Here is a 24,728-nt window from a genome sequence, read left to right on the forward strand (position 1 = left end):
TTACGCTTCTTTTTCGTGCTCAGAAATGCGGCAGTATTTAATTTGCGCGCAAATGCACTCATCTTTAGTTTTGTATAATTGAGGGAGAATATCTAAAATATCCGCAAATGTAGCTTCATTAATGGAGTAACGCGTCCATAAACCATTACGTTGAGAGTTAACTACACCTGCATCAATTAAGATTTTCATGTGGTAACTCAACGTAGATTGAGACAAATTGAAGCTCGCTAAAATATCGGCTGCACATAATTCATTGCAAGACAACATATCGATGATGTGTAATCTTGTTTCATCGCTTAATGCCTTAAAAATCGTCGCTAAACGTTCGTAAGAAACTTCAACCATATCTTTAACTCCTCAGATCCTTATCAAAAAATATCAATCTACTTCTTGGTACTATTATATACTATTTCTTAATGTAAATCTATTTTTTTCTTTATATTTGTATCTTAATAATTTATTATGAATACAAAAAAATTATAGATAAGTAAATTTCGCCTCATTATAAACTAATTTAAGCACGTAGCTATTTGTATAAAATGAATATTTTAAACAAATTTTCATTTTATAGATTTATCTGAGTATACATTTTTCTGTATATATAACAATTACGCTCTATTATTCGTTATATATTTTTCGATATGCTCACGCTTTAATAACTATAAAGCATACTTCGATATACCGCACTACTGTAGCAACCTAAAGGATTAGATATAGAGGATCCACGTTTGTATTCTACATCCATTCAATACAAAAGACCCCTCTGTGAGGGGTCTAATCTGTATAATTCTATAAATCGATTGCATAGCAAGAAATGTTAAAATATATAACACTCTATCAATGCTACCAAATGCAAATTTTCTATTATATCAAATTAGTATAGATTAGAATACATTTACTAAATCGATAGTTTGGCTACGGTTAGGACCAACAGATACAATGCCTAAAGGCACGCCTGTTACTTCTGCAATACGTTCTACATATTTACGAGCATTTTCAGGCAATTTATCATATTCACGGATACCAGAAATATCAGTTTCCCAACCTGGCAATGTTTCGTAAACTGCTTCGCAAGCTTCAAGATCTTTTAAGTTAGCTGGGAACCCTTCTACGTTTTTACCATTCAATTTGTAACCTACGCAGATTTTCAATTCTTTAAAAGTATCAAGAATATCCAAACGTGTAATAGCTAGGTAATCAAGGCTGTTAAGACCTGCCGCGTATTTTACAACCATGAGGTCTAACCAACCACAACGACGAGGACGACCCGTTACAGTGCCGAACTCATGACCAAGCTCACGGAGATTATCGCCAGTTTCGTTAAGAAGCTCTGTAGGGAATGGACCTGCACCAACACGTGTAGCATACGCTTTTACAACACCAAAGATGTTTTTCAAGTAGTTAGGACCCACACCAGCGCCCGTAGAAGCACCACCTGCAATTGGATGAGAGGATGTTACGAATGGATAGGTACCATGATCAAGGTCGAGCATAGTAGCTTGAGCACCTTCGAATAATACCTTTTTATCCTCTTTTACAGCTTTAAGGACAGCCGCATTAGTATCTGTTACATAAGGTTTCAAGGCTTCAGCGTATTTGATGTAATCCGCTAAGATTTCATCGTAGCTAACAGGTTCAGCATCGTATACCTTAGTAAGCATTTTATTTTTGAACTCTACATTGTACGCTAATTTTTGTTTGAATGTTTCCATATCATACAAATCGCAGATACGGATGCCGATACGATTGATTTTATCAGCGTAGCAAGGACCAATACCATTTTTAGTAGTACCGATTTTAGCATCCCCTTTAGATGCTTCCTCTGCAGTATCTAGAGCGATATGGTATGGCATAATGACATGTGCACGGTCGGAAACTTGAAGGGATTTAGCAGATCTGCCTTGCTTTTCAAGACCTTCAATTTCTTGTAGCAGAACTTTAGGGTCGATAACAACACCAGTACCCACGATATTTTGTTTGTTATCGTATAAGATACCACTTGGTAAAAGGCGAAGTGCAAACGCTTTATCATCAACTACAACAGTATGACCCGCGTTATTACCACCTTGACTGCGCACCACAACATCCGCACGTTCTGCGATCCAGTCAACAATTTTACCTTTCCCCTCGTCACCCCATTGAGTGCCGATAACCATACTAGTTGCCATATCTATATCCTCCATATGAAAGTCTAAATAATTCAATATCATTATACAACAATGTTCGGATTCTGTGAAAGTATTTATACAAATTCAATCTTTAGTTTCTTCCCAAAAGCACGAGCTATCTTCTGCAATGTTTTCAAAGATGGATTTCCATTTCCATTTTCAATCTTGCTAATATCGGATTGTGTAATACCAGTTAATTCAGATAATTGCATTTGCGTCATATGAGCTGCAAGGCGAGCCTCTACAATATTCTGAATGATTTGATATTCATCATCTAACGCATCCCACTCTTTTTTAAACTTCGGATTTTTTAATTGCTTTTCTAAATATTGATCTAACGTTTCCATATTATCTATACCTCTCAATATAATCCTTTTTATACTTAACAGCCAATGTAATTGCATCCTTAGGCGTTTTCATAGATTTTTTAACAAAACCATTCGTCAAAACAATGCATTTTCCCACAAAAAAGAAATATAATATCCTAGAAATATTTGAACCTTGTTTTGTACGCAACTCATAAATGCCCTCTTCTAAATATTTAGACTGAGGCTCTCTCAAACGATTGCCATATAATTCGAGTATCTTTAGATCTCGAATTGTTTTAGCTCGCTGCTTATCTGAAAGTTCATTTAAGAATACTTTTGCTGGTTTATCTCCACTTAGAGTTTCATAAAAAACAACAGAAAACGTATCCATCATATTCCTCCTAATACTAGAAGAAATCTTTACCTCAATTATATGTTAAAACATATATCCAGTAAAGATACAGAAATATAGAGATATAAAAATTTAAAGTCTTACTATATCCAATATAGATAACTGGTTTATTAAAGTAAACAAATGGGAGGTGACCAATGGTCACCTCCCATTTATTGACATTTTAACGAGTCAAAATATTCTATTTTAGTTCTTTTATACGATTTTGCTACTTACATACTATTATGTCTTTAATATGACCCTATTGCAGCGATGTTATTTTGGTTCTTTTAGCCAGAAGCTCATTAAGAGCCCTATCAACCCTACAGGTATTAATGTCATCAATGCCGTTTGTACGTCATAAATATCTGCTAGATGTCCTACATAAGGTGCCACAAGGCCACCTAAGGTAATGCCAAGGCCTAGCGTAATACCAGATGCAAAGCCCGCATTTTTAGCAAGGTATTTTTGACCTAACACCGTAATTGGCCCGTATTGTGAGAACACACCAAAGGCCATCGGTATCATGGCACCAAAGAAGCCCCAAATATTAGACACAAATATAAATACTAAAACAGAAGGCAAGAAAATCAGATTACCTAAGCGTACAGTTTTAAGAAATCCAAGTCTATCAGATAAAGCCCCTCCCATATAGGTAAGAACGGCCCCCATCGCAAAGTACGCAGTAAGGGCCAAACTAGATGCACTAGCTTCACCATTAATAACGGTAATATACAAAATAGGAATAAAAATAGCCAATACAGAGAAGAGTATAGATCGAGAGGCAATCACAAAAAATAACTTACCAAAGCTCGCCCAATCATTTGTAGCAGTACTAAGAACCTTAGAACGACTTTCACGGTTACCAGTATCAACAGTATCAGCAGTATCATCGGTATCAGCTTCACCCTCGCCCATAAAGGCATAGAGATATAGCAATACGCCAAGTAGCGCGATAATCGTAAATACCCAAAGGAATTGTCCCCCAAAGACATATACACCCCCAGCGAGGAGAGGTCCAAGTGCAAAGCCAGCGCTACCACCGACTGCAAAGCGCCCCATAGCATTACCAAGCTCATGAGATTGCGTACGATTTACCAGTAGAGCTGCCTCAGGATGGAATAATGCGGCCCCTACCCCGGCCAAGAGCGACAAAGCAAGAATCATTTCGTAACTCGTAGCAATCGCTATAGCACTAATGGATACCAATGTAACCGAAAAGCCTACAGGAATGAACCACGGCACGCGCCAACGATCTGCTACATAGCCCAAAATAGGCTGAGCTATGGATGCAACTACGGTGTTACAAAATATAATAAACGCCGATTGATAATAATTAAGTCCAAAGTTAGTAATAAAGAATGGTATCAACGCAGCTAATGAACCTTGCCCAAAGTCATTAATGCAGTGAAAAATAGGTGGTCCGTACTTTCTTATGATACGTTTCATATAACCTCCTAATACAAAACAGGTAGGCACAGCCAACGCCTATTGCATGTACCATTGTACCATAGGCTGGTTGGTCTATACCTACCCTAATTTTATATGTTATGTGGAAAGCGCCTACAATTATAGGCCAAAGCGAGCCATGATTGTATCTACATGTCTTAGCAATTTATATGGGTCGAAGCATGCATCAATTTCCTCATCAGTCATGTATTTCTTAATATTTTCATCAGCTTTTAAACCTGTTGCAAAGTCTTTGCCTTCAAGCCAGCGTTCCATAGCATGTTTTTGAATCCAACGGTATGCTTCGTCACGTACCGCTCCTTTATCTACAAGGTGTGTCAAAATTGTTTGGCTAAATACGAGTCCCCCTGTGAGGTTAAGATTTTTAAGCATGGTTTCAGGGTATACCAACAATTTATCAATGGTGCGAATTGTTAAGTGAAGCATGTAATTCAAAGCGATTGTCGCATCTGGCAAGATCACACGTTCCACGGAGCTGTGAGAAATATCGCGTTCATGCCACAATGCTTGCTCTTCGTAAGCAGATTGTGCATAGCCACGAAGCAAGCGAGCCATACCGCAAATTCTTTCACATGTGATAGGGTTGCGTTTATGAGGCATCGCAGAGGACCCCTTTTGTTTAGGGCTGAAATATTCTTCTGCTTCGCGTACCTCTGTACGTTGTAAGTGACGGATTTCCAATGCGATTTTGTCTAATGTACCGCCTACAACAGCGATGGTAGACAACAACTCAGCATGGCGGTCACGTTGCACCACTTGCGTAGCAATTTTAACAGGTTCAAGACCTAATTTTTCACACACATATTGTTCTACGAATGGATCGATATTGGAGTATGTACCAACAGCACCGGACAATTTACCAACGGCAACGCTTTTACGTGCATGCTCCATGCGTTCAATATCACGTTCTACCTCTGCCATCCACAACGCCAATTTCAAACCGAATGTAGTTGGTTCGCCGTGGATGCCGTGGGTACGGCCAATCATAGGAGTATATTTGAACTCAGCTGCACGACGACGCAATACTTCGTACAAACGCTTTAAGTCATCAATTAAGATATCGCAGGCTTGTTTCATCATGTACCCAAGCGCCGTATCTTTCACATCTGTAGAGGTAAGGCCAAGATGGATGTATTTAGCCGCTTCAGGACCTACGTATTCGCCCACTGCTGTTACGAAGGAAATGATATCATGGTTCGTTTCCTTTTCGATTTCATGAATGCGCTCAACGTCGAAATTTCCCTTTTCCCGGATTGTTTTCGCCGCTTCTTTAGGAATAACGCCCAACTCAGCTTGTGCCTCAGATGCGAGGGTCTCCACCAATAACATTGTGTCGAATTCGTTGCGTTCGCTCCAAATATGGCCCATTTCTTCTCGTGTATAACGTGGTATCATGATGTCTCCTTTGCATGATAAAAGCTAGATTTATAGGATTATTGTACCATATGTGAAAGCTCCATTCAACGAACAGAGCTAAATTTTCCGAATGATAATTATATTAATTTTACTTATTGTTCGTATTTATTAAATTAATTATCACTTTAACGATTTTCTTTAAGACTTTGCTTGAGATTATATACCTCTATCCCTTCATTGATACGTTGTATTCGCTTAATCATTTTTGGATGAGTAATAAACAAGCGACTGAAAAATCCTGTACTTTCACAATCATATAATTCACCATTCTCTAGAATACCAATTTGTTCAGTAGCAAGTCCTAATGAAACTAGACCATCACGCAGCTCCCGCCCCAAACCAATCGAAACGGCATAGGCATCAGCAGCATACTCTCGACGACGGCTATCAAAATAATAGGTAATCCACTTCGGTAATAGAAGTACATATTTCACGATTGCAATCATAACGATAAGAATTAATTGAATAATACGTACTACGATATTAACAATTGGTATAATAGCCAGTATATTTAAAGCAAAATTTAGATATATTACAAGATTTAAAATTAATTGCCCTAGTCGATCCATAGCATAGGTAATGGTTAAATAGATAGTATCACGATGCCGTAAATGGCCTAATTCATGGGCAAGAACACCTAATAAATGCCGTTTATCTAACGAATACAAGGCTCCTGTATAAATCGTAATGTGATTTAATCCAGATGCAAAGGCATTAATTTCCTCATCTGTACGCATGCGCAATATCAGTGAGTTACGTGCTACACCGCTAAATGCACATAATTCCTCAAACAGCGGTTCAATATATTCAGATTCTTCTGCATTTGGTTTTCTTTCACCTTGCAATACATGGACAATCCAACTAAAAGGTGGCAAAAATAATCCGATGGCCACAATAATAGGCAACGCAAAGGATATAATAATATATACATCGAGCTTATCCACTAAATGTAGCGGTTTTATAAGCCAGTCCCATGAAAACGGATACACATATTGAACTACAGATTCTAAAATAGGAAAAAATACAAATACAATAATAACATTAACAATATAGGTAAGAATAACTTGAATCATAATCTCTCACTTTGATTTCTCATATAGTTATATAGTAATAAATTAATTTATAATATATCATAGCTATACATTGTGATATATAATAAACATACAGACTAAATGTACTGCGAATAATTGCTCAATCTATACACGAGCTTTATACTAATAGTAACAAACATTTCTACTATGGGGGAGGCTTTCATGGCAACTTTAAATCGTAAGGAACGCCGCGCACAGCGCAACGAATCTAATACTATAGGTATTCTATTACGTCTATTCTTTGGGCTCAGCTTTATCGGCTTGGCGGTAGTCCTTTTTGGCGAGTTTGATTATAACTTTATCTTCTCCATCTTTACGGCAGACATCGTAGTATCTTTAATTTACGTAATGACGAATAAATCGCGTATTACTACATCCTTAGCAGTAAACACAAATGTACGCGTTATCATCGCATTTCTCATCATGTTGATTACCATGTTCTTCTACGCTTTTGCATTGTGGCGAGCTGATCAATTCAGCACTCCTATGCAAGTCACATTATTCATCGGCGGCGCCATCGTATATCTAGCCGTCTTCAACTCCACGAAAACAATACTTACCAATCAAAATTAATACAATACATATAATTAATCCTTGAAATATAACTCAACATGACTCAGATAGAACAAGTATTTCATAGTAATACATAGTATCAATCAATACAATCATTTTTTACAACCATAACAAAGAGGCATATCCCATACTAATGTATGTAAGATATGCCTCTTTATTGTCCTAAAACAACAGGGACTGCTAGATATACAGGTTCCCCTCTTCGATTGATAATAGAACCACTGCTTTTAACGATGCGCATTGCTTCCTCTTTTACAGGTTGCGGCACATCTTCTGCGATGAGCGGTGTATGTTCTCCCACGATGACATGTCCATTAACGTCAAAGTTAACGCGCACTACAACCTTACCTGTTACGATTGATCCCTTCCCCTGTTCTTGTACAGTTCGTAAATATTCTTGGGGATTTATATCCGACTTTTGTAAAAGCGCTTGTTGCCCTGGTGTTAGGAGCCCCCACGCAAGATCAGATAGGAAGGATAAATCACTAGCTTCGGCAAAGCCGTTTCCATTGGCATTCGGATCAGATGTTATATCCTTACCTATAGGAGCATTGTCAGGCTTAGAGGATTTCCCGTCTTTGGAATCATTTCCACCCGTAACTACAGCTTGTTCATTATTAGTCGTTTCCGATTCTATGGCCTTTGGAACGGCCCATTCACGACGAGCATTAGATGTAGTCTTATTGGCATTTAAATTGTGAGCACTTTCATCACCTGTATTTTCCGTTACAAGAGGATCTGCCTTAGGCGCAGGCCCTTCTGGAGTCGGAGGTTCAACCGGTGACTTATCCTTAGGTATAGGCTCAATAGCGGTAGTTTCCGCATCACTTTCACTATCCTCAGGCAGATGAAAGCTAACCTCTGCGGCATCATAAGCCACACCGGTTCCAACGATGCCACGCAAGGAAAGCCCCATGCCAGAGATAAGCATGATGGTAATGCCTAAAGATACAATAAAAGGTTTCAGATAATGTGATTCAAACATGGAATCACTTCCGTTCCGTAGCGACGCTAATATATTTAGCACCGTTCACCTTGAGCATGTCCAAAAGCTCGATAACATCGTTATAATATACATCTTTTGAAGCGCGAATCACAAAGGCCTGTTGAGGTGCTTGTGTAACGATAGATTTGACCTCTTGCGCCAAGCGATCCGAAGAAATTTCCTGATTATCGATATACAGCGTGTGCGTTGTAGTCAAGGTGATGGTGATAGGTTCGATAGATTTCGCCGTAGACGTCGATGCAGATGGTAAATTAAGCGGAATTTGTTGCTCTGTATTCATGTACAGCGTGCCTACCATGAAAAATACCAACAAAAAGAATACGATATCAATCATAGGAATAATCATAATGGTAGGCTCTTTTTTAACCCCTAATGTGCGTCGTCTCATATATCATGTTCCTCATTGTACGCATCAAGGATATTGCCGCACTCATGTTCTAATGTCGCCACAGAATCGTTGACCTTTGCCGCACAGTAACTGTGAAAGCCAAGGGCAATAATGGCCACGGTCAAACCTGTAGCCGTTGCCACTAAGGCTTCAGAAACACCACCTGTAATAATGGTCGGAGCCCCAATATCGCCGCCTACCACAGCAAACGCACGAATCATGCCGAGGACCGTCCCTAGCAACCCCAATAACGGAGCCATTGTTACAATCATGCTGAGCCAACTAAGGCCGCGTTTTAAACGTTCATCAGCGTACGACACTACATCTTGAAGGCGGTTTTCCAAGCCATTATAATTCTTTGCACTGCGGATAGCACGGGCAAATAAAGAACCAAGTTCCTCTGTATCCCGTTCCAAAACACTTGGTAACATAATCCAAGATTGATTCTTCTCTAAGACCTTATTAAAACGGCGCAAATCCTTTGTAAACTTGCGATATAGAAAGATACGTTCAATGCCAATCATCAAGGTAAACAGTAAAAAAATCACCAGCGGATACATAACAAATCCACCAGCTACAAATAAATGCGCTATACTACTCATACTAACCTCCAAAAGCCACATACTTTTAGGCTCTATCCGGGTTAATTATACCACGTTTTATCCCACCGAAAACAGATATAGAGCGTAAAACCACAACATAAATAGATATAGGATGACTTGCAAGATAAATATAGACTAATTCGCTAGATAGACATAAGCTAGCTAAAGTCCACAGGATAAAATTAGGGTTATAGGGCAAAACCAACACGTTTTGTCCTATAACCCTAAAATTAAAATACAAAAAGGCTGCACTAGAAATGATATACATTCTAGTACAGCCTTTGATACGTTCCTAAATAGATTAGTCTTTTTTAATAAAGCCTACAATGAAGCCACCTACTGACAGTGCAATGCCTAAACCGCTACAGAACATACCAATAGAATACCACAATGTGTAAGATTGGTTATTCTCAGAAATCGCCTTTGCTGCCGCTTGAGCATTTGTAGCATTTCTCGCAATTTCCAAATTAGCCGCCCCTGGATCTGGATTTAATAATAGAATCGCAATACCAATAATTAGAACGACTACACCTACAGGTAATAATAATTTTTTGTTCATTTGAATGCCCCTCTCGTAACATTAAACGATTAATAAATAATATAACTTAATTATACACTGATTTTTGCATTTTAAAAAGATGAACTTATATATTAATCAACTTTTATTAGACAATTAATGGGAACTAGTTATTATGACATAGAAAAAGGCATAGTATGCAACTACTATTGGTCCAAATCCAACAGTGAACATTGATACTATGCCTTTTACAAATACATCTTTAATTATATCGAAATACATACGATTGCTAACGGAGTGCGTATTAAGATAAGTTATGCCGGCTTATCTAATATATATTTAGCAATACGATATATATTTAACAATACAATATGTATTTACCGATCTACTTATTGTAAGGACTTATCGAAAACGCCAATAAGTTCTTCAACGGCTTGAGATTCGCTCATTTCACCGTCTAAGACAGCGGCTTCGACTTCGCCCATGCGACCTTGAATGACTACATTATTAAAGAATAGGTTGTGCAAGTGTTCGTCAATCATATCGCGTACCCAACGAAGGGATTGTTCTTGACGGCGTTTTAAGAAAACTCCATTTTCTTTGCCTTGTTCAGTAAATTCTTGGATAACATCCCACAATTCATCGAGGCCATCCTTTGTGACAGCTGAACATGTATAGGCTTGAGTCTTCCATTTTTCCGTAGCCGGACGGATGTAATGCAACATCCGGTCATAATCGCTACGAGCAATGAGAGCTCGTTTGAGGTTATCCCCATCGGCCTTGTTGACCACAATAGCATCAGCAAGTTCCATAACGCCTTTTTTGATGCCTTGCAATTCATCGCCTGCCCCCGTTAAAACGATGAGCATAAAGAAGTCTACCATGGAACGCACGGTAACTTCGCTTTGCCCAACCCCAACGGTTTCAACGAGAATAATATCGTACCCAGCAGCCTCGCAAAGTAGCATAGTTTCTCTACTTTTACGAGCCACACCGCCTAGTGTACCACCAGCTGGCGATGGACGAATATAAGCCTCTGGGTGTTTCGTCAACGTTTCCATCCGCGTTTTATCACCCAAGATACTGCCTTTTGTGACTTGGCTCGTAGGGTCTACAGCCAGTACGGCAACCTTGTAACCCGCTTCAATGAGCATGTTACCGAAGGCTTCAATAAACGTACTTTTACCGGCCCCAGGCACACCAGTAATACCGATGCGCAATGCCTTGCCCGTGCGAGGCAATACGGCTTGCAACACCTGTTGAGCTAGTTTGAAATGGTCCTTATTATTACTTTCTACTAATGTGATAGCCCGTGAAAGTATAACGCGGTCCCCCTGCTCGATACCGCGTACATAATCAGCGACAGTTAATTTCTTTCGCCGCTGTACGGGACGTACCGCTGGAGCCAGATGAGCAGAGCTAGATAAGAGGCCGTCATGCATTTCCTTGACGCCTTTCATTACGTGACACGCGTAAGTGTCATCTTTCTTCGCTTCTTCTGGCACCCAGTCGGGACGATAGGTACTACCCTCGGTGCTTGCGTTTTTTACACCTAATTCAGGGGCTTTGCCTTCACCAGTGGTGAAAGTTGCGTCCTGTGTATTGCGCAATTCATCCGGAGTAGGCCGTTTGTTATCAGTCATGAGACTCGTCTTGAACGTGACTAGTCAATGTTTCTAGTAATTTTTTCGCCGCTACTGGCAAAACTGTACCAGGGCCAAAGATAGCCACTGCGCCATGTTCGCGTAGGAATTCATAGTCCTGAGCAGGGATTACGCCGCCGATGGCAACTAAAATATCTCCACGGCCCCGCTTGTTGAGTTCCTCTACAAGTTGAGGCAATAATGTCTTATGCCCCGCCGCAAGAGAACTAAATCCGACAATATGAACGTCATTATCCACCGCATCTTGTGCTGTTTCTTCTGGAGTTTGGAACAAAGGTCCGATATCCACGTCAAAGCCCATGTCCGCGAAGGATGTAGCGATAACTTTGGCACCACGGTCATGACCGTCTTGGCCCATCTTCGCAATCATGATACGAGGACGACGACCTTCGAGTTCTTCAAAGTTATCTGCCATTTGGCGTACTTCTTTGATTACATCGTCATCTTCAAATTCGCTGGAGTATACACCGGAAATAGAGCGAATAACCGCTTTATGACGACCGCATACCTTTTCAACAGCAAAGGAAATTTCACCCAAGGATGCACGAGCACGAGCCGCTTCAAGTGCAAGAGCAAGCAAGTTGCCTTCACCCGATTCTGTAGCCTTTGTAATCGCTTCAAGACAGGATTGAACCTTTTCTTCATCCCGGTTAGCACGCAATTGTTCGAGGCGACGAATTTGCGCTTCCCGTACAGCTGTGTTATCTACGTCGAGGATATCCAATGGATCTTCTTTATCTAGACGATATTTATTGATACCAATAATCGCTTCACGACCAGAGTCGATACGAGCTTGGCGACGTGCAGCAGCTTCTTCGATACGCATCTTAGGAAGCCCTGTGTCGATAGCTTTCGCCATACCACCAAGAGATTCGATTTCTTGAATATGACCCCAAGCGCGACGAATCAATTCATCTGTCAACGCTTCTACATAGTAGGAACCGCCCCATGGGTCGATAACCTTACATACCTTAGTTTCATCTTGGATGTAAAGCTGAGTATTACGCGCAATACGTGCAGAGAAGTCCGTAGGCAACGCAATGGCTTCGTCAAGCGCATTCGTATGTAGAGATTGCGTATGACCTAACGCGGCACCCATCGCTTCCATACATGTACGAGCCACGTTGTTGAACGGATCTTGTTCTGTAAGAGACCAACCAGATGTTTGGCTATGAGTACGAAGTGCCATGGATTTAGGATTTTCAGAGCCGAAGCTATTGATAATCTTAGCCCACAACATACGAGCCGCACGCATTTTTGCCACTTCCATGAAGTAGTTTTTGCCGATTGCCCAGAAGAAGGACAAGCGTGGTGCGAACTGGTCAACGTGAAGGCCTGCATTAACACCGGTACGGATATATTCGAGACCATCGGCCAATGTATAACCTAATTCGATATCCGCAGTAGCGCCCGCTTCTTGCATATGGTAGCCAGAAATGGAGATACTGTTGAACTTAGGCATATACTGGGATGTATACGCAAAGATATCCCCGATAATACGCATGGACGTAGCTGGAGGGTAAATATAGGTATTACGTACCATGAACTCTTTCAAAATATCATTTTGGATTGTACCAGCCATAACCTTTTTATCTACGCCTTGTTCTTCACCAGCCAAGATGTAGAACGCCATTACTGGCAATACGGCGCCGTTCATTGTCATGGATACGGACATTTGATCAAGAGGGATACCGGAGAATAGAATTTCCATGTCGAGGATGGAATCTACCGCAACACCCGCTTTACCAACGTCACCTACTACACGAGGATGATCAGAGTCATAACCACGGTGAGTAGCAAGGTCAAAGGCGATAGACAAGCCTTTTTGGCCCGCTGCCAAGTTACGACGATAGAACGCATTGGATTCTTCCGCTGTGGAGAAACCAGCGTACTGACGTACTGTCCAAGGACGAGTAACATACATTGTGGAATAAGGTCCACGCAAGAATGGAGGTACACCTGCCATATAGTCAAGGTGTGTCATTCCTTCATAATCCATCTCTGTATAGAGAGGCTTTAGTTGGATTTGCTCCATTGTTGTATTATATAAATCTTCAAAGCTTTTTCCTGTTTCTTTTTGAAGTTCAGCAAGCCATGCATCGCGAGATGTTGCTGTCTGAGATCCCAAGCCAAGAGAGGAGAAGTCTGGATTTTTAAACATGAGCTCACATCCCTTTCTTATCTTGTAACGTATTCAAGATTTCGTAACAATTTGCACGAACAGAAATGAAGTCGTCCACGCCAGCTTCACGGTATACAGGTTCTAAGTCCTTAGGAGGTGCCCCTGCTAAAATAACCGTTACATGCGGCATCGTTTCTTTCAATTCCTTAGCGAGTGGTGGTACCAATTCTGGATAGGTATCATCTGTAGAACAGATAACAACTACATCAGCACCACTTTCACGAGCAGCTCTCGCCGCATCAGCCGTTGTTTCATGGCCATCATTTTTGATAACTTCAAAAGCCCCTACTTCGAAGAAGCCTGTGGAGAAGTCCGCACGAGGTTTATGTTGAGGGATTGGCCCCATATTGGCCAAGAATACCTTCACATTATCTTTCGTACGTTGTTTATAATTCTCAGTGCGCATGCGAAGTGCTTCAAACTGTTCAGTCCAGCGATGGGCTGCAATGGATTCAATCGTTTCGGATGCAATATCGCCAGCATCTAAAGCCTTGCGGATTTGACGTATTGTTAATTTTTGTAATGCACCGAGTTCAATAAGGCCAATCAAAGCGCCTGGCTCTGTCGTACCTGCTTCTAGGGTAGCCTGTGCTTTCACAACCGCATCTGGCTCCGCACTCGCCAAGTACTCTTCGATTTGAGCAACCCGTTTTTGACGCAATGTTTCTTGATTTTCTGGTTTTGGATCAAGCAATTCTTCAGTCATATTCGCATACATGTTGTTACCTACAGCCACATCTTTGCGGAATGCAAGGTTTTTGAAGCGTTCATCAAGAACTGCTTTAACTTGAGCTTGTGGATAGCCTTCTTTCAAGGCTGCTATGATACCACCTTTAGACTCAATAGTTTGGAACTCGGCCCAAATTTTTTCGCATAATTCAGCTGCCAATGTTTCCACATACCAAGAACCACCTACAGGGTCCACTGGTTGACGTAACTCGAACTCAGTTTGTAACATCACTTGAATATTACGGGCAATACGGCGAGAGAAATCGTCAGCTTTGCGAATTGGTTGGTCGAATGGGGACACTTCAAGGCTATTTAAACCGCCTACAACGCCAGAGAATGCTTGTGTTGTATTGCGCAACAAGTTTACATATGGGTCGTATACAGTTTTTGTGAAAGCCGATGTTCTGCCGTGTACATGAACAGCACGGTCAGCTTCTTCGGCACCGAACGCTTCCATGATGCGCGCCCAAAGCACACGTAATGCACGTAATTTAGCAATTTCCATGAAGAAGTTTGCACCCAAGGAGAATGTAAACATCATGCTGTTAGCAATAGTGTGAATATCGATGTTCCGTTGTGCTAATTGACGCACATAGCAAACTGCTGTTGCCAATGCATACGCAACCTCTTGCACATCGTTCGCGCCACCATTAGCGTATACATCACCAGATACGAGTACAGTTTTAAGCTCTGGAGCTTGTTCTTTAGCCCATACAACAGTATGTGCCATTTCATCAAAGGCTGTATCTAAAGACATATGCAATGTACCATCTTTAGCCCAAACACCAATAGGGTCTGCACCAACGAGACCTTTCAAGTCAGAGGTCTGTTTTTTAGAGCCTTTCACCGTAGCCGCTAACATACCGAGCAAGATAGCTGCAGAAGCACCTGTTTCAATATATAAAGGATTTTCCTTTAAATTAAAGCGCTCAATTAATTGTCTACAATCATCCATTGTAGACAGAGATGTACCGCCGATACCAACAGCTGCGCCTACTTGCACATCTTGATCATGGCGTGTTGCTTCATCAAGGCGAATATTGTGAATGGTGCCACCTTTTACAATTTCGTATAAACTTGCATGGTTAGCATCCTTAGGAAAAGATTCGTCTACATATTGGGATACGCCCCAAGAGTCTTTAATATAACCACTTGCCTTTGTGCCACGTAGGAACTCACCTGCCCCAGGGTATACACCCTTTGGAATTTTTTCTCCATGCAATGCAGGCGTATAAATTGGTTGTAACGTAATTCCCTCATAGGTTTTAGTGAACATCTTCTTATGGAAGTCGCCACCTTTTAACGCTTTTTCAACCTCGGCCTGCCATTGTTCATACGTAGGTTTCTTAAACTCATCAAAGGATACAGGTGCTAATAAATCACGTTCAGCATCCTTTGAAGTCTTTTTGTCAGACATATATGTGCCTCCTTTTCAACTCGAAACCATACCGAGAAACAGCGCACCGTACCTACGAATTGTTAGATATATGAATCACTCGAGCTTTATCTTATTGGACCACATCAACCTCAAAATGTGTCCATCTGTTTAATATCTATAAAACCTGATTCCTATACTCAACATCCACTCTAAGGGCAATAAAAAACGTGCCACCTAAAGTGACACGTAAGGTTTCTTATTGAAAGGTACACTAAAAAATACTGTAGCCAGCATACCCCAATCCCCTTCCTATCGCTCGTAGGTACATAACGGTGATTATCAAATAGGCAGTTCTCCTGGCTCGGGATCATCACCTTGCTTTCGCCTTCCCAGATTACTCCAGTGACATGTATGAAAGCAGACTCATCCTTACAGTGGCGGGACCGCATCGGCTTATACCGATTTCTCTATTAAGTCTTGCGACACCTATTCTCTATATTCGTTGTTCTAAGTCCAATATAGTGTAACAATATGCACAAAGTCAATGAACATAACATTTAATCATAAGTGCCAAAATCAAAGTTATAACTGAAAATCATATGCAATAACTAAAACGCATGACTTGAGTATTAGTGATATAATAAATACTATCACGAGGAGGCATTATGGAGCATACAAGTAAAAAAGGGTTAATCACAGCCCTTAGTTGTTATATAATTTGGGGCTTACTCCCTCTATATTGGGCATTATTAAACCATGTTTCACCGTATAATATACTGGCACAGCGCATTATCTGGTCAGGTGTTTGCATGGCTATCGTTGTATTTGGCTTACACTTTAAACAATTCAAAAAGGACTTTCAATTACTAAAAGAACAACGTTCACAACTATTCCTACTGTTAATTGCGGCAGTCATCATCAGTGTAAACTGGTTCACCTACATTTGGGCCATCGCCAATAATCAAGTTATGAATACGAGCCTTGGCTATTACATCAACCCACTCTTCAATGTAGTATTAGGTGTCATCCTATTTAAAGAGGTTCTATCGATACCGAAAAAGCTGAGTGTCCTCATCGCTACCATCGGCATCGCCTTACTCACCTATCAAGTGGGATCCTTGCCATTAGTGTCGATGATTCTCGCCATTTCCTTCGGCCTCTATGGAGCCGTAAAAAAGAAACTACTCATCTCTCCCTTTACGAGCATCGCCTTTGAGGCCTGGCTATTAACACCGCTAGCCTTACTATATACGACCATGGTCGATAATACCGTGTGGTCCTATTTCGGCACAAACTGGTATACAACCATGTTGCTCATAGCCTGCGGTCTAACTACATCTGTCCCATTGGTTCTATTCTCCTATGGTGCACAGCTATTGCCGCTTAACCTACTAGGCTTCTTGCAATATGTATCCCCTACCATTGCCTTATTGCTAGCCATCTTCTACTTTGGTGAAAGCTTTGGCACACCACAGATGATCGCCTTCGGTTGTATCTGGATAGCCTTAGTATTATTCTCCTTATCGAGCCAAATTACAACACGCATTAGCCTAAAAAAGTAAGGTATATCCTATATATCAACTAAAAAGCTGTATCAAATGATACTCTCATTTGATACAGCTTTCTTTTATATAGACGTATTAATCTAACTTATTTTAATCTAACTCATTCATATTGGTCGTATTCAGATTAGAAATGTAATGGTTATAGGCCTCAATCATACGATTATAGTCATTATCTTGTTTCGAACCCATATAGGTACGGATTGCACCAATCGTAGAGTTTACAGAGGTCTTAACAGAATCATACTTAGGACTAGTAATACCATTTGATACATCACCAATAGATTGCAACTCTTGATTGATAGCATTTACATCTAGTTGTTTTTCACTATCGATCTTTTCTAGGACCGCAGTAAGTCGCAAATGAACCTCTTGTGCTGCAGCGGCATTTTTCTTGCCTGCATCACGCAATTGTTGCAACCGTTGTTGCAAGCGGTCTGTATTAATTTTATGCATAACATTATCAAAGTCAGCATAAATAGGAACAAATTGTTTATATAATTGAACATATTTAGGGCCTAATTGTTGCTCCTTAGCATAGTTGTCTGTGGTATACCCTTTAGATTTATAATATGCATCGAGCTCTTCCGCTACCGGTGTAATTTCGTTCAATTTTGAAAGCAGCTTATCTAAAGGCTCCTTCATTTCATCATACGGAATACCTGCTTGCTTAGCCTCTTCTAATTCTTTTTGTAACTGCTTAAAGTTCGGTGCACTAAATACAGTTAAATGCTGCCCCGCTTTTAACTCATTAAGAGTTGGCGTATTCGCATAATCAAACATGACAGCCATGCGATTGTATCGGCTTACAGCTTTCACATATTGATTAAATAACTGCACCTGATCCTGCTCAGACCGCTGCGCAATTTCCTTACGGCTCTGTTCAGTACCCTGCCATAGCTCTGACATACTACAACCGCTCAACAACAATGGGGATGTCAATGTCGCCGCACACAATACAGCCATTGCTACCTTTTTACCGAATAGTTTCATGATGAATCCTCTCCTTCCATCAATACACAACCTAATTTATATATATTAATTATATACTAATATGATTTTTATGAATAGAATTAATATATAAAGGTCATTTATCAATTTTGTCAAGTGACTAATAGAATCAAGGGTGACCAATGGTCACCCCTATTTTCCTTTATATACTGTTAGACTATAAATAAGAATGTATAACTCCTAATAATTGTTTTGTACGTATACACGTGTTATCATAAAAGGAGAGAATATGAAGGATAAGGATTTACTTAAATTATTACTGCAAAATGGCTGGAAGGATGTACGGCAACGAGGTAGTCATCATCGTTTAAAAAAGGATGATCAAGTTGAAGTTATTGCCGTACATGGAAAAGATGTACCTATCGGTTTATTAAATGCCATTTTGAAACGTACGGGACTAAAATAAGGAGGACCTATGAAATTTATATACCCTGCCATAATCCATGATGATGCCGATGGTTTCTGGGCCGAATTTCCAGATCTCGAATACACTAGTAGCACCGGCTCAACACTAACAGAATTAATAACCAATGCACAAGAGGCTATGGAACTCTATATATTAGGAGCTTTAGAAGATGGACAAACTCTACCTACCCCCACATCTATTCGTAGCTTACCATGTACCGATACAACATATCCTACATTAGTGCAAACAGATATTGATTTAGCTAAAAATAGTAAGTCCGTAAAGAAAACTCTAACGATTCCTGCCTGGCTTAACGAAAGAGCATTGGCTAAAGGAATTAATTTTTCTCAACTTTTACAAGAAGCATTAGTAGAGAAAACAATGTAATTTACATCATCAATTGCTCAGTAAAAATAGAGCTTTCACATTAGGATTTAGCTTCTTCCAGTTCAGCATAATATACGGCGTTACAAAACAACCTATAAACACCAAATATGTAAGGAATAGGGGTGTTTCTATATTATGTTGGGACATAAACCCTGACCAGTCTACGACCATTAGACCACCAAGGTATAGAAAAATAAACCAATATATAAATCCTATCACCTTTATAATAAGGCGAATCATCTGTTTCACATCCATGTCTATAATTCTACCAATGTTTTAAATCGTCCGTTATTGTGAAAGCGTTCAAAATGGTCTTGTTCCGCTGCAACGGATTTTACAGAGGGATCAATTTTTATAGCCTTTTCTAGCCAATCAAGGGCCTTAGTATCATCCCCTTGGTCTGCATAAATGGTAGCAATTCCATACACAGACCAGGTGTTGCTAGGGTCCTTTTCTAATACCTTTTCAAACCATTGTTTAGAATCGTTTAACTGCCCTTGCAACTTATAGACCATGGCCATGTTATAGTAATTAGCCACATTGTTAGGGTCTAAATCATAAGCCTTTTTAGTATCTGTCAAACCTTTAGCCGCATCACCGTTTAATGCTGTTGCAAAGCCACGTACAGAATAGGCTTCTGCATTATTAGCATTATCCTTAATGGACGCTGTAGCTTCCTCTATAGCTTTCGCATACTCACCAGCGGATAAGGCTTGCTTTGCTGTAATTAGATGTCCATCTTGCTTGGTAGTCGCTTGGCTGTTTCCCGCAGCAGATGTAGAAAAACCAGTTGCAGTAGCAGAACTAGTTGCATTTGATTCTGTTTTATTACTATTCGTATTTTGATTCAATCCACATCCCGTAAGGGCTGTTATTAAAAGAAAGAAAAGCACAACCTTCTTCATTAGAAATTCTCCAATCATTAATTATATACAAGACTCCTTAGCATGATGATATAATATAAAATACCTCCCGAAAGGAGGTGGTATATTGCAGGAGCTGTTTTATGCACTCTGGGGCACCTTGCTTGCCCCTATTATTGTTGCCTTAGTTGTAACTACCTACAGCTACTGGCTTAACAATAAAAACAAAAAATAAGCAAGAAAAAGGACGAGCTGCCACTCGTCCTTTTTTTGGTTATATTGCAGGTAATTTCATACACTCTACTACCTACGTTTAGTATACCACATTTCTTAGAAAAATAAAGAATTAGCAATAAATCTCATAAAACTCCTAAAAACTATTAGTAGTTTTAACATAATTTACGAGCAATATTAAAGCAACATTAACATAAACTACCAGTTACTTTAACCCAACCTACTAGTAACCTTAGTGTAAACTACTAGCAACATTAACGTAAATAGCAATAGATATACAAGACTTATTTCTTAGCCTTAGAGCAACGGTCCAATAGGAATGCAACGCCAATGAATGGGATGCCCCCGTTTTCGCCAAGGCCGATTTCACAGGTAGAACTGGAGCTTACACCTAGTGTTGCACCGTATTCAGCGATTTCGGCTGCAAGGTCTTTGGTAGCACATTTGTTGAGTTCTGGTGTGAAGAACCCTTTTTGACCGGCAAAGCCATCGCATGCAAAGGATTTAATATTGAATACATGGTCTGTACATAAACGAGCTAAATCTTCAATATATTGAGATTTATTCAAGGATTTGATCTTACATTGTTTATGTACGATAACCCGTTCATCACATTTTTCAATGTCGAGATGAGGCACAACGTATTTGCACAAGAATTCAGAAATATCGTTGATTTCTAAGTCTGGCATATGTTTGAATGCATGATTAAAGCATGCACTATGGTCAATCACGATTGGGTATTTACCATTTTGAGATGCTTTCATCAACGCATCGTGTAAGTCTTTCACAGCACGCTCATGAACGTCATCGTAGTTTTCAAAGCTCAAGCCACAGCAAAGGTTTTCGATATGTTCAGGGTAGATAATATCGATATGGGCCTTGTTGCAAAGGCTTTCCACTACTTGTTGCAAGCTACGTTCATCGTCATAACCTTGATTAGGTTTGAAAGCGCGGTTCGCACAGGTACTAAAGTATACAACCTTTTCAAAATTAGTCGGTTTAATGCGGCTTCTCAATCTGTAACGGTTGGCCTTAGGCGTAGTCTTAGGAATGTACGGAGTAATACCAGTTACACCATGTAAGCCTTCTGTAATCTTGGAAATCGCTTTTTGCGTAACGATAGAACCGGCAATACCTTCGAGACTTACGCCGGCACGAGCCATTTGAAGTGTAGTAGGGAAATTATCGTAAATCTTCTTAGCCAATTCTGGTGCTGGAGGATCGATGCGACGCATGGATAATGCAATTTGAGCCGTATCGATGCTGAGTGGGCAAAGACCTTTACACATGGAGCACGCAGCACAGGTATCTACACCAAAGTATTCATAGCCTTTTTTAAGCTCCGCAGCCAATGTGAAATTACCTTCGTTTTCAAGGCGTTTCGTTTCGCGCAACAATGCAATACGTTGACGTGGAGTCAATGTTAAATTACGGCTTGGACAATGTTTTTCACAAAAACCGCATTCCATACAGATTGTAAAAGCATCATCAATAACACATTGAGCTTTAAGGTTTTTCTTATACACATCTGGGTCATCAGTAATAATAACATCAGGATTCAAGATGCGTTCAGGGTCAAAGATGGCTTTGATGCGACGGTTAATTTCGTACGCTTTACGGCCCCATTCCATTTCAATGAACGGTGCCACCATGCGGCCTGTACCATGTTCAGCTTTCAAAGAACCACCGAAGCCAGAAACGCGTTCGGACATTTCTTTTACCAAATCGCCAAAGTTCTTAGTATCTTTAGGATCACTGAAATCAGGCGTAATGTTAAAATGAACATTACCAGACAAAGCATGACCGAAGATTACGCCACCATCTACGAAATCGTATTTGTTGAATAATTCGGTAAGCATTTCGATGCCCTTCGTGAAATCTTCGATTTGGAAGCATACGTCTTCTGTAATAACAGTGGTGCCTTTTCTACGTTGACCACCAACGATTGGCAAAATACCTTTACGGATTGCCCACCAAGAGTCGTATTCTTTAGCATCTTGAGAGTAAAGACTTGGGATAGCCGTTGGAATATCTTTCAATTTGTCTTTAATGAAAGCTAGATTTTCATCGACAATTTCTTTAGAGTAACTTTCAGTTTGGAACAAGATAGCACTTGTACCTTCTGGAACTTCACGAACGAAGTCAGGTACATTATCTAGAGATTGAACGGCCTTAAGGGATTGATAGTCCATCATTTCCGCAGCTACAACCTTGTCGCGACCCATATTAGCCAAAGCAACAACTGCAAGGGATGCGTCATTCAATGTTTTGAAGAACATGAGACCGCAACCTTTGTAAGGTACGTCCTCAACAGTGTTGTACACGATTTCAGATACGAAGCCCAATGTACCTTCAGAACCGATGAACAAGTGGTTGATGATATCGATAATATCTTCGAAATCAACAAGGGAGTTCAAGCCGTAACCTGTGGTATTTTTGATTTTGTACTTGTGATGAATCAAGTGTATCAATTCTTCATCGGCCAAGATATCCTTACGCAATTGTAAGATATCCTCTACCATTTGAGGTTTTTCTTTAAGGAATTGATTAATACTCTTTTGGTCAGACGTATCAAGGATGGAGCCATCTAGCAACACAACGCGAATGGACCGAATTGTTTTATAAGAGTTTTGCGCCGTACCACAGCACATACCAGAGGAGTTATTATTCAAAATACCGCCCACTAATGCAGTGGCAAGCGTAGCAGGATCTGGACCAATTTTGCGGTTATACGGTTTCAATAAATCATTCGCATCGGAACCGATAACACCACATTCGCATTTTAAAGCCTTGCCATCGTCGATAACTTCCATTTTCTTGAAGCCATCATTACATACGATGAGTACATCTTCACTGGAACATTGACCAGACAAAGAGGAGCCGGCCGCACGGAACGTAAATGGTGTACCACATTGTTGACACAAACGAATGAGACGTCTTACTTCTCGTTCATCCTCCGCTTTAACGACTACCTTTGGTAAATAGCTATAACAAGACGCATCAACGCCATATGCATAACGACGTAAATGATCGGTATATACGCGACCTTTACAAATCTCATTTGCCTCTTTGGCAAAACGTTCATAATCTCTAATAAGTGTACTCACTTGTATTTCCTCCTATCCTTTCTTAAGGAATCTATTACTTTTAGTATACGCCGTTCTCATTCTCCTCACTATAATTATGCATAATTTATATCTCTTCTAACAAAAATCGATATGCATTACCCTTTTATTCCTTCAGTTGAAAGTACATCTCATTAGCATTATCATGTACCCATTTTTCCACATATGCAATCAAGAATCCTTATTTATTAAGCATGTATAGATATAGTCAGTAATAATATACTAAAACCTCTCTAAATAACGATTCGTACTACCCATAATTCTATAGTAAATACATTACTAACATTATGCATAAAAATAGTATGATTTATATATTTTAAATTTTTCATTCTCATTTATAGTTCTCTATGACTTTTAGTTATACCCTTTTATAAAATGCTGAAAATACAGAAAGCCCTCTAATGGTAACATGCTTACGAATCACCATTAGAGGGCTTTTATTAAGTTATATCATCCCAAGATACCAGATTTAAGAATGAGGCGTACCGCCAATGCAAAGACAGCTATGCTCATGAGGGCGAGGATAGCTTTTGCTTTGAGACGTTTTGCAATACGGGCCCCCGCTTGAGCGCCAAAGATAGCGCCAATACTAGTAGGGATAGCAATGCTAAATACGATGTGACTTTCAATTAAATGTGTAATAACCCCCACCGTTGTTGATACGGCGAGAATAGATTGACTTGTAGCTGTTGCCATATGTGTAGGAAATCCCATGAGATAAATTAAAGCCGGCACATGAATAAGTCCTCCACCGATACCAAAGATACTGGAGATGAAACCTACAAAGAAACTAATGCTAATACCGATAGGTTTGCTATAGCTCAACTGCTCAAGAGTCAGAGACTCTTCCTTTCGCTCCCCTTTTCTAAAATTTTTAAAACCAATCAATACAGATGCACACAGCATAAAGCATCCAAAGGCAAACATAAAGCCCTTGCCGGAGAACCATCCCGACATTTGAGCCCCTAAAATGGCGCCTGGGAATGTAGCTAAACTAAAAACAATAGCAGCGTTAATGTATACCTTTTTTTGTTTCAGATACGCTATAGATCCAGAAATGGCGTTACACATAACAGAAAAGAGTGACGTCCCTACAATCATGGACGGAGACCACTCAGGGAACCAATACATAAAGAGAGGCACGAATACGAGACCCCCTCCGGCACCGATGATGGTGCCAAGCATAGCCGCTAAAAAGCCAACTATGGTAAAGAATATATAGAATACCACTATATTATCAAGCACATTAAGACCTCC

General features: G+C 40.1%; 23 protein-coding genes and 1 riboswitch. Of the genes, 5 read left to right on the forward strand and 18 right to left on the reverse strand.

Annotated features, from left to right (window positions below; all coding sequences use genetic code 11):
- The 7 genes from AAA071_RS05995 to AAA071_RS06025 all read right to left on the reverse strand — a co-directional run bounded on the left by AAA071_RS05995 (nt 1) and on the right by AAA071_RS06025 (nt 6,826).
- Nucleotides 1-345: an ArsR/SmtB family transcription factor gene (locus AAA071_RS05995; protein ID WP_004694570.1), complete on the reverse strand. Its 345-nt coding sequence runs from the start codon at nt 343-345 to the stop codon at nt 1-3.
- Nucleotides 346-884: 539 nt separating this feature from the next.
- Nucleotides 885-2,168, reverse strand: coding sequence for an adenylosuccinate synthase (locus AAA071_RS06000; RefSeq protein ID WP_004698212.1), 1,284 nt, complete (start codon nt 2,166-2,168; stop codon nt 885-887).
- Nucleotides 2,169-2,242: 74 nt separating this feature from the next.
- Nucleotides 2,243-2,515, reverse strand: a complete 273-nt coding sequence (locus AAA071_RS06005) for a helix-turn-helix domain-containing protein (protein WP_004698285.1) — start codon at nt 2,513-2,515, stop codon at nt 2,243-2,245.
- 1 nt (nt 2,516) lies between these two features.
- Complete coding sequence (locus AAA071_RS06010; protein WP_255263897.1) at nt 2,517-2,870, reverse strand: type II toxin-antitoxin system RelE/ParE family toxin; 354 nt, start codon at nt 2,868-2,870, stop codon at nt 2,517-2,519.
- Between the two features lie 273 nt (nt 2,871-3,143).
- Nucleotides 3,144-4,316, reverse strand: a complete 1,173-nt coding sequence (locus AAA071_RS06015) for an MFS transporter (protein WP_004698296.1) — start codon at nt 4,314-4,316, stop codon at nt 3,144-3,146.
- A 120-nt stretch (nt 4,317-4,436) separates the two neighbouring features.
- Nucleotides 4,437-5,732, reverse strand: coding sequence for an adenylosuccinate lyase (gene purB / locus AAA071_RS06020; protein WP_004698286.1), 1,296 nt, complete (start codon nt 5,730-5,732; stop codon nt 4,437-4,439).
- 146 nt (nt 5,733-5,878) lie between these two features.
- Nucleotides 5,879-6,826 carry a zinc metalloprotease HtpX gene (locus tag AAA071_RS06025; RefSeq protein ID WP_004698199.1) on the reverse strand — a complete coding sequence of 316 codons (948 nt, stop codon included), beginning with the start codon at nt 6,824-6,826 and terminating at the stop codon, nt 5,879-5,881.
- Nucleotides 6,827-7,006: 180 nt separating this feature from the next.
- Between AAA071_RS06025 and AAA071_RS06030 the strand changes: the two genes are divergently transcribed.
- Complete coding sequence (locus AAA071_RS06030) at nt 7,007-7,417, forward strand: hypothetical protein (RefSeq protein WP_004698294.1); 411 nt, start codon at nt 7,007-7,009, stop codon at nt 7,415-7,417.
- A 154-nt stretch (nt 7,418-7,571) separates the two neighbouring features.
- On the opposite strand, the gene AAA071_RS06035 is transcribed toward AAA071_RS06030, so the two are convergent.
- The 7 genes from AAA071_RS06035 to AAA071_RS06065 form a co-directional block, all read right to left on the reverse strand.
- Nucleotides 7,572-8,402 (reverse strand): hypothetical protein, encoded by an 831-nt coding sequence (locus AAA071_RS06035; protein ID WP_004698233.1) that lies wholly within the window; start codon nt 8,400-8,402, stop codon nt 7,572-7,574.
- 4 nt (nt 8,403-8,406) lie between these two features.
- A complete protein-coding gene (locus AAA071_RS06040; RefSeq protein WP_004694558.1) occupies nt 8,407-8,811 on the reverse strand; it encodes an ExbD/TolR family protein in 405 nt (134 codons plus the stop codon).
- Complete coding sequence (locus AAA071_RS06045) at nt 8,808-9,413, reverse strand: MotA/TolQ/ExbB proton channel family protein (RefSeq protein WP_004694555.1); 606 nt, start codon at nt 9,411-9,413, stop codon at nt 8,808-8,810. The genes AAA071_RS06040 and AAA071_RS06045 overlap by 4 nt, the downstream gene beginning before the upstream one ends.
- A gap of 301 nt (nt 9,414-9,714) precedes the next feature.
- Nucleotides 9,715-9,972: a hypothetical protein gene (locus AAA071_RS06050; protein ID WP_004698152.1), complete on the reverse strand. Its 258-nt coding sequence runs from the start codon at nt 9,970-9,972 to the stop codon at nt 9,715-9,717.
- 347 nt (nt 9,973-10,319) lie between these two features.
- Complete coding sequence (gene meaB, locus AAA071_RS06055; RefSeq protein ID WP_004694551.1) at nt 10,320-11,573, reverse strand: methylmalonyl Co-A mutase-associated GTPase MeaB; 1,254 nt, start codon at nt 11,571-11,573, stop codon at nt 10,320-10,322.
- Nucleotides 11,566-13,755, reverse strand: a complete 2,190-nt coding sequence (gene scpA, locus AAA071_RS06060; RefSeq protein ID WP_004694550.1) for a methylmalonyl-CoA mutase — start codon at nt 13,753-13,755, stop codon at nt 11,566-11,568. Before scpA ends, meaB begins: the two co-directional genes overlap by 8 nt.
- Nucleotides 13,756-13,759: 4 nt before the next feature.
- Nucleotides 13,760-15,922, reverse strand: coding sequence for a methylmalonyl-CoA mutase family protein (locus tag AAA071_RS06065; protein WP_287550536.1), 2,163 nt, complete (start codon nt 15,920-15,922; stop codon nt 13,760-13,762).
- Between the two features lie 290 nt (nt 15,923-16,212).
- Nucleotides 16,213-16,388, reverse strand: a riboswitch (cobalamin riboswitch).
- 160 nt (nt 16,389-16,548) lie between these two features.
- Here AAA071_RS06065 and rarD point away from each other — a divergent pair.
- The gene (gene rarD, locus AAA071_RS06070) at nt 16,549-17,445 is read left to right on the forward strand and encodes an EamA family transporter RarD (protein ID WP_008602040.1); all 897 of its coding nucleotides are present in this window, start codon (nt 16,549-16,551) and stop codon (nt 17,443-17,445) included.
- A 93-nt stretch (nt 17,446-17,538) separates the two neighbouring features.
- Here rarD and AAA071_RS06075 read toward each other — a convergent pair whose 3' ends face one another.
- Entirely contained in the window at nt 17,539-18,438 is a 900-nt protein-coding gene (locus AAA071_RS06075) for a DUF3829 domain-containing protein (RefSeq protein WP_349234081.1), read from the reverse strand.
- Between the two features lie 247 nt (nt 18,439-18,685).
- On the opposite strand from AAA071_RS06075, the gene AAA071_RS06080 reads away from it, so the two are divergent.
- Both AAA071_RS06080 and AAA071_RS06085 read left to right on the forward strand, forming a co-directional pair.
- Nucleotides 18,686-18,862 (forward strand): type II toxin-antitoxin system HicA family toxin, encoded by a 177-nt coding sequence (locus AAA071_RS06080; protein WP_008714667.1) that lies wholly within the window; start codon nt 18,686-18,688, stop codon nt 18,860-18,862.
- A gap of 9 nt (nt 18,863-18,871) precedes the next feature.
- On the forward strand, nt 18,872-19,249 hold the full coding sequence (locus AAA071_RS06085) for a type II toxin-antitoxin system HicB family antitoxin (RefSeq protein ID WP_279008783.1): 378 nt from the start codon (nt 18,872-18,874) through the stop codon (nt 19,247-19,249).
- Between the two features lie 257 nt (nt 19,250-19,506).
- Here AAA071_RS06085 and AAA071_RS06090 read toward each other — a convergent pair whose 3' ends face one another.
- The gene (locus AAA071_RS06090; RefSeq protein WP_279008781.1) at nt 19,507-20,154 is read right to left on the reverse strand and encodes a tetratricopeptide repeat protein; all 648 of its coding nucleotides are present in this window, start codon (nt 20,152-20,154) and stop codon (nt 19,507-19,509) included.
- A gap of 118 nt (nt 20,155-20,272) precedes the next feature.
- On the opposite strand from AAA071_RS06090, the gene AAA071_RS06095 reads away from it, so the two are divergent.
- On the forward strand, nt 20,273-20,347 hold the full coding sequence (locus AAA071_RS06095; RefSeq protein WP_229039624.1) for a type I toxin-antitoxin system Fst family toxin: 75 nt from the start codon (nt 20,273-20,275) through the stop codon (nt 20,345-20,347).
- 283 nt (nt 20,348-20,630) lie between these two features.
- On the opposite strand, the gene AAA071_RS06100 is transcribed toward AAA071_RS06095, so the two are convergent.
- Together AAA071_RS06100 and AAA071_RS06105 are read right to left on the reverse strand one after the other, a co-directional pair.
- Nucleotides 20,631-23,453, reverse strand: a complete 2,823-nt coding sequence (locus AAA071_RS06100) for an FAD-binding and (Fe-S)-binding domain-containing protein (protein ID WP_349234082.1) — start codon at nt 23,451-23,453, stop codon at nt 20,631-20,633.
- A gap of 468 nt (nt 23,454-23,921) precedes the next feature.
- Nucleotides 23,922-24,716: a sulfite exporter TauE/SafE family protein gene (locus tag AAA071_RS06105; protein WP_004698223.1), complete on the reverse strand. Its 795-nt coding sequence runs from the start codon at nt 24,714-24,716 to the stop codon at nt 23,922-23,924.
- Between the last annotated feature and the right edge of the window lie 12 nt (nt 24,717-24,728).

Origin of the sequence: Veillonella parvula, assembly GCF_040097785.1 — a bacterium.
GTDB classification, from domain to species: domain Bacteria; phylum Bacillota; class Negativicutes; order Veillonellales; family Veillonellaceae; genus Veillonella; species Veillonella parvula_D.

What these genes read in the sequence shown, in the direction of transcription:
- AAA071_RS06025 (WP_004698199.1), bottom strand. Translation starts at nt 6,826, where the DNA reads ATGATTCAAGTTATTCTTACCTATATTGTTAATGTTATTATTGTATTT.
- AAA071_RS06050 (WP_004698152.1), bottom strand. Translation starts at nt 9,972, where the DNA reads ATGAACAAAAAATTATTATTACCTGTAGGTGTAGTCGTTCTAATTATT.
- purB (WP_004698286.1), bottom strand. Translation starts at nt 5,732, where the DNA reads ATGATACCACGTTATACACGAGAAGAAATGGGCCATATTTGGAGCGAA.
- rarD (WP_008602040.1), top strand. Translation starts at nt 16,549, where the DNA reads ATGGAGCATACAAGTAAAAAAGGGTTAATCACAGCCCTTAGTTGTTAT.
- AAA071_RS06010 (WP_255263897.1), bottom strand. Translation starts at nt 2,870, where the DNA reads ATGATGGATACGTTTTCTGTTGTTTTTTATGAAACTCTAAGTGGAGAT.
- AAA071_RS06085 (WP_279008783.1), top strand. Translation starts at nt 18,872, where the DNA reads ATGAAATTTATATACCCTGCCATAATCCATGATGATGCCGATGGTTTC.
- AAA071_RS06065 (WP_287550536.1), bottom strand. Translation starts at nt 15,922, where the DNA reads ATGTCTGACAAAAAGACTTCAAAGGATGCTGAACGTGATTTATTAGCA.
- AAA071_RS06075 (WP_349234081.1), bottom strand. Translation starts at nt 18,438, where the DNA reads ATGAAACTATTCGGTAAAAAGGTAGCAATGGCTGTATTGTGTGCGGCG.
- AAA071_RS05995 (WP_004694570.1), bottom strand. Translation starts at nt 345, where the DNA reads ATGGTTGAAGTTTCTTACGAACGTTTAGCGACGATTTTTAAGGCATTA.
- AAA071_RS06045 (WP_004694555.1), bottom strand. Translation starts at nt 9,413, where the DNA reads ATGAGTAGTATAGCGCATTTATTTGTAGCTGGTGGATTTGTTATGTAT.
- AAA071_RS06090 (WP_279008781.1), bottom strand. Translation starts at nt 20,154, where the DNA reads ATGAAGAAGGTTGTGCTTTTCTTTCTTTTAATAACAGCCCTTACGGGA.
- AAA071_RS06080 (WP_008714667.1), top strand. Translation starts at nt 18,686, where the DNA reads ATGAAGGATAAGGATTTACTTAAATTATTACTGCAAAATGGCTGGAAG.
- AAA071_RS06040 (WP_004694558.1), bottom strand. Translation starts at nt 8,811, where the DNA reads ATGAGACGACGCACATTAGGGGTTAAAAAAGAGCCTACCATTATGATT.
- AAA071_RS06005 (WP_004698285.1), bottom strand. Translation starts at nt 2,515, where the DNA reads ATGGAAACGTTAGATCAATATTTAGAAAAGCAATTAAAAAATCCGAAG.
- AAA071_RS06035 (WP_004698233.1), bottom strand. Translation starts at nt 8,402, where the DNA reads ATGTTTGAATCACATTATCTGAAACCTTTTATTGTATCTTTAGGCATT.
- AAA071_RS06000 (WP_004698212.1), bottom strand. Translation starts at nt 2,168, where the DNA reads ATGGCAACTAGTATGGTTATCGGCACTCAATGGGGTGACGAGGGGAAA.
- AAA071_RS06030 (WP_004698294.1), top strand. Translation starts at nt 7,007, where the DNA reads ATGGCAACTTTAAATCGTAAGGAACGCCGCGCACAGCGCAACGAATCT.
- meaB (WP_004694551.1), bottom strand. Translation starts at nt 11,573, where the DNA reads ATGACTGATAACAAACGGCCTACTCCGGATGAATTGCGCAATACACAG.
- scpA (WP_004694550.1), bottom strand. Translation starts at nt 13,755, where the DNA reads ATGTTTAAAAATCCAGACTTCTCCTCTCTTGGCTTGGGATCTCAGACA.
- AAA071_RS06015 (WP_004698296.1), bottom strand. Translation starts at nt 4,316, where the DNA reads ATGAAACGTATCATAAGAAAGTACGGACCACCTATTTTTCACTGCATT.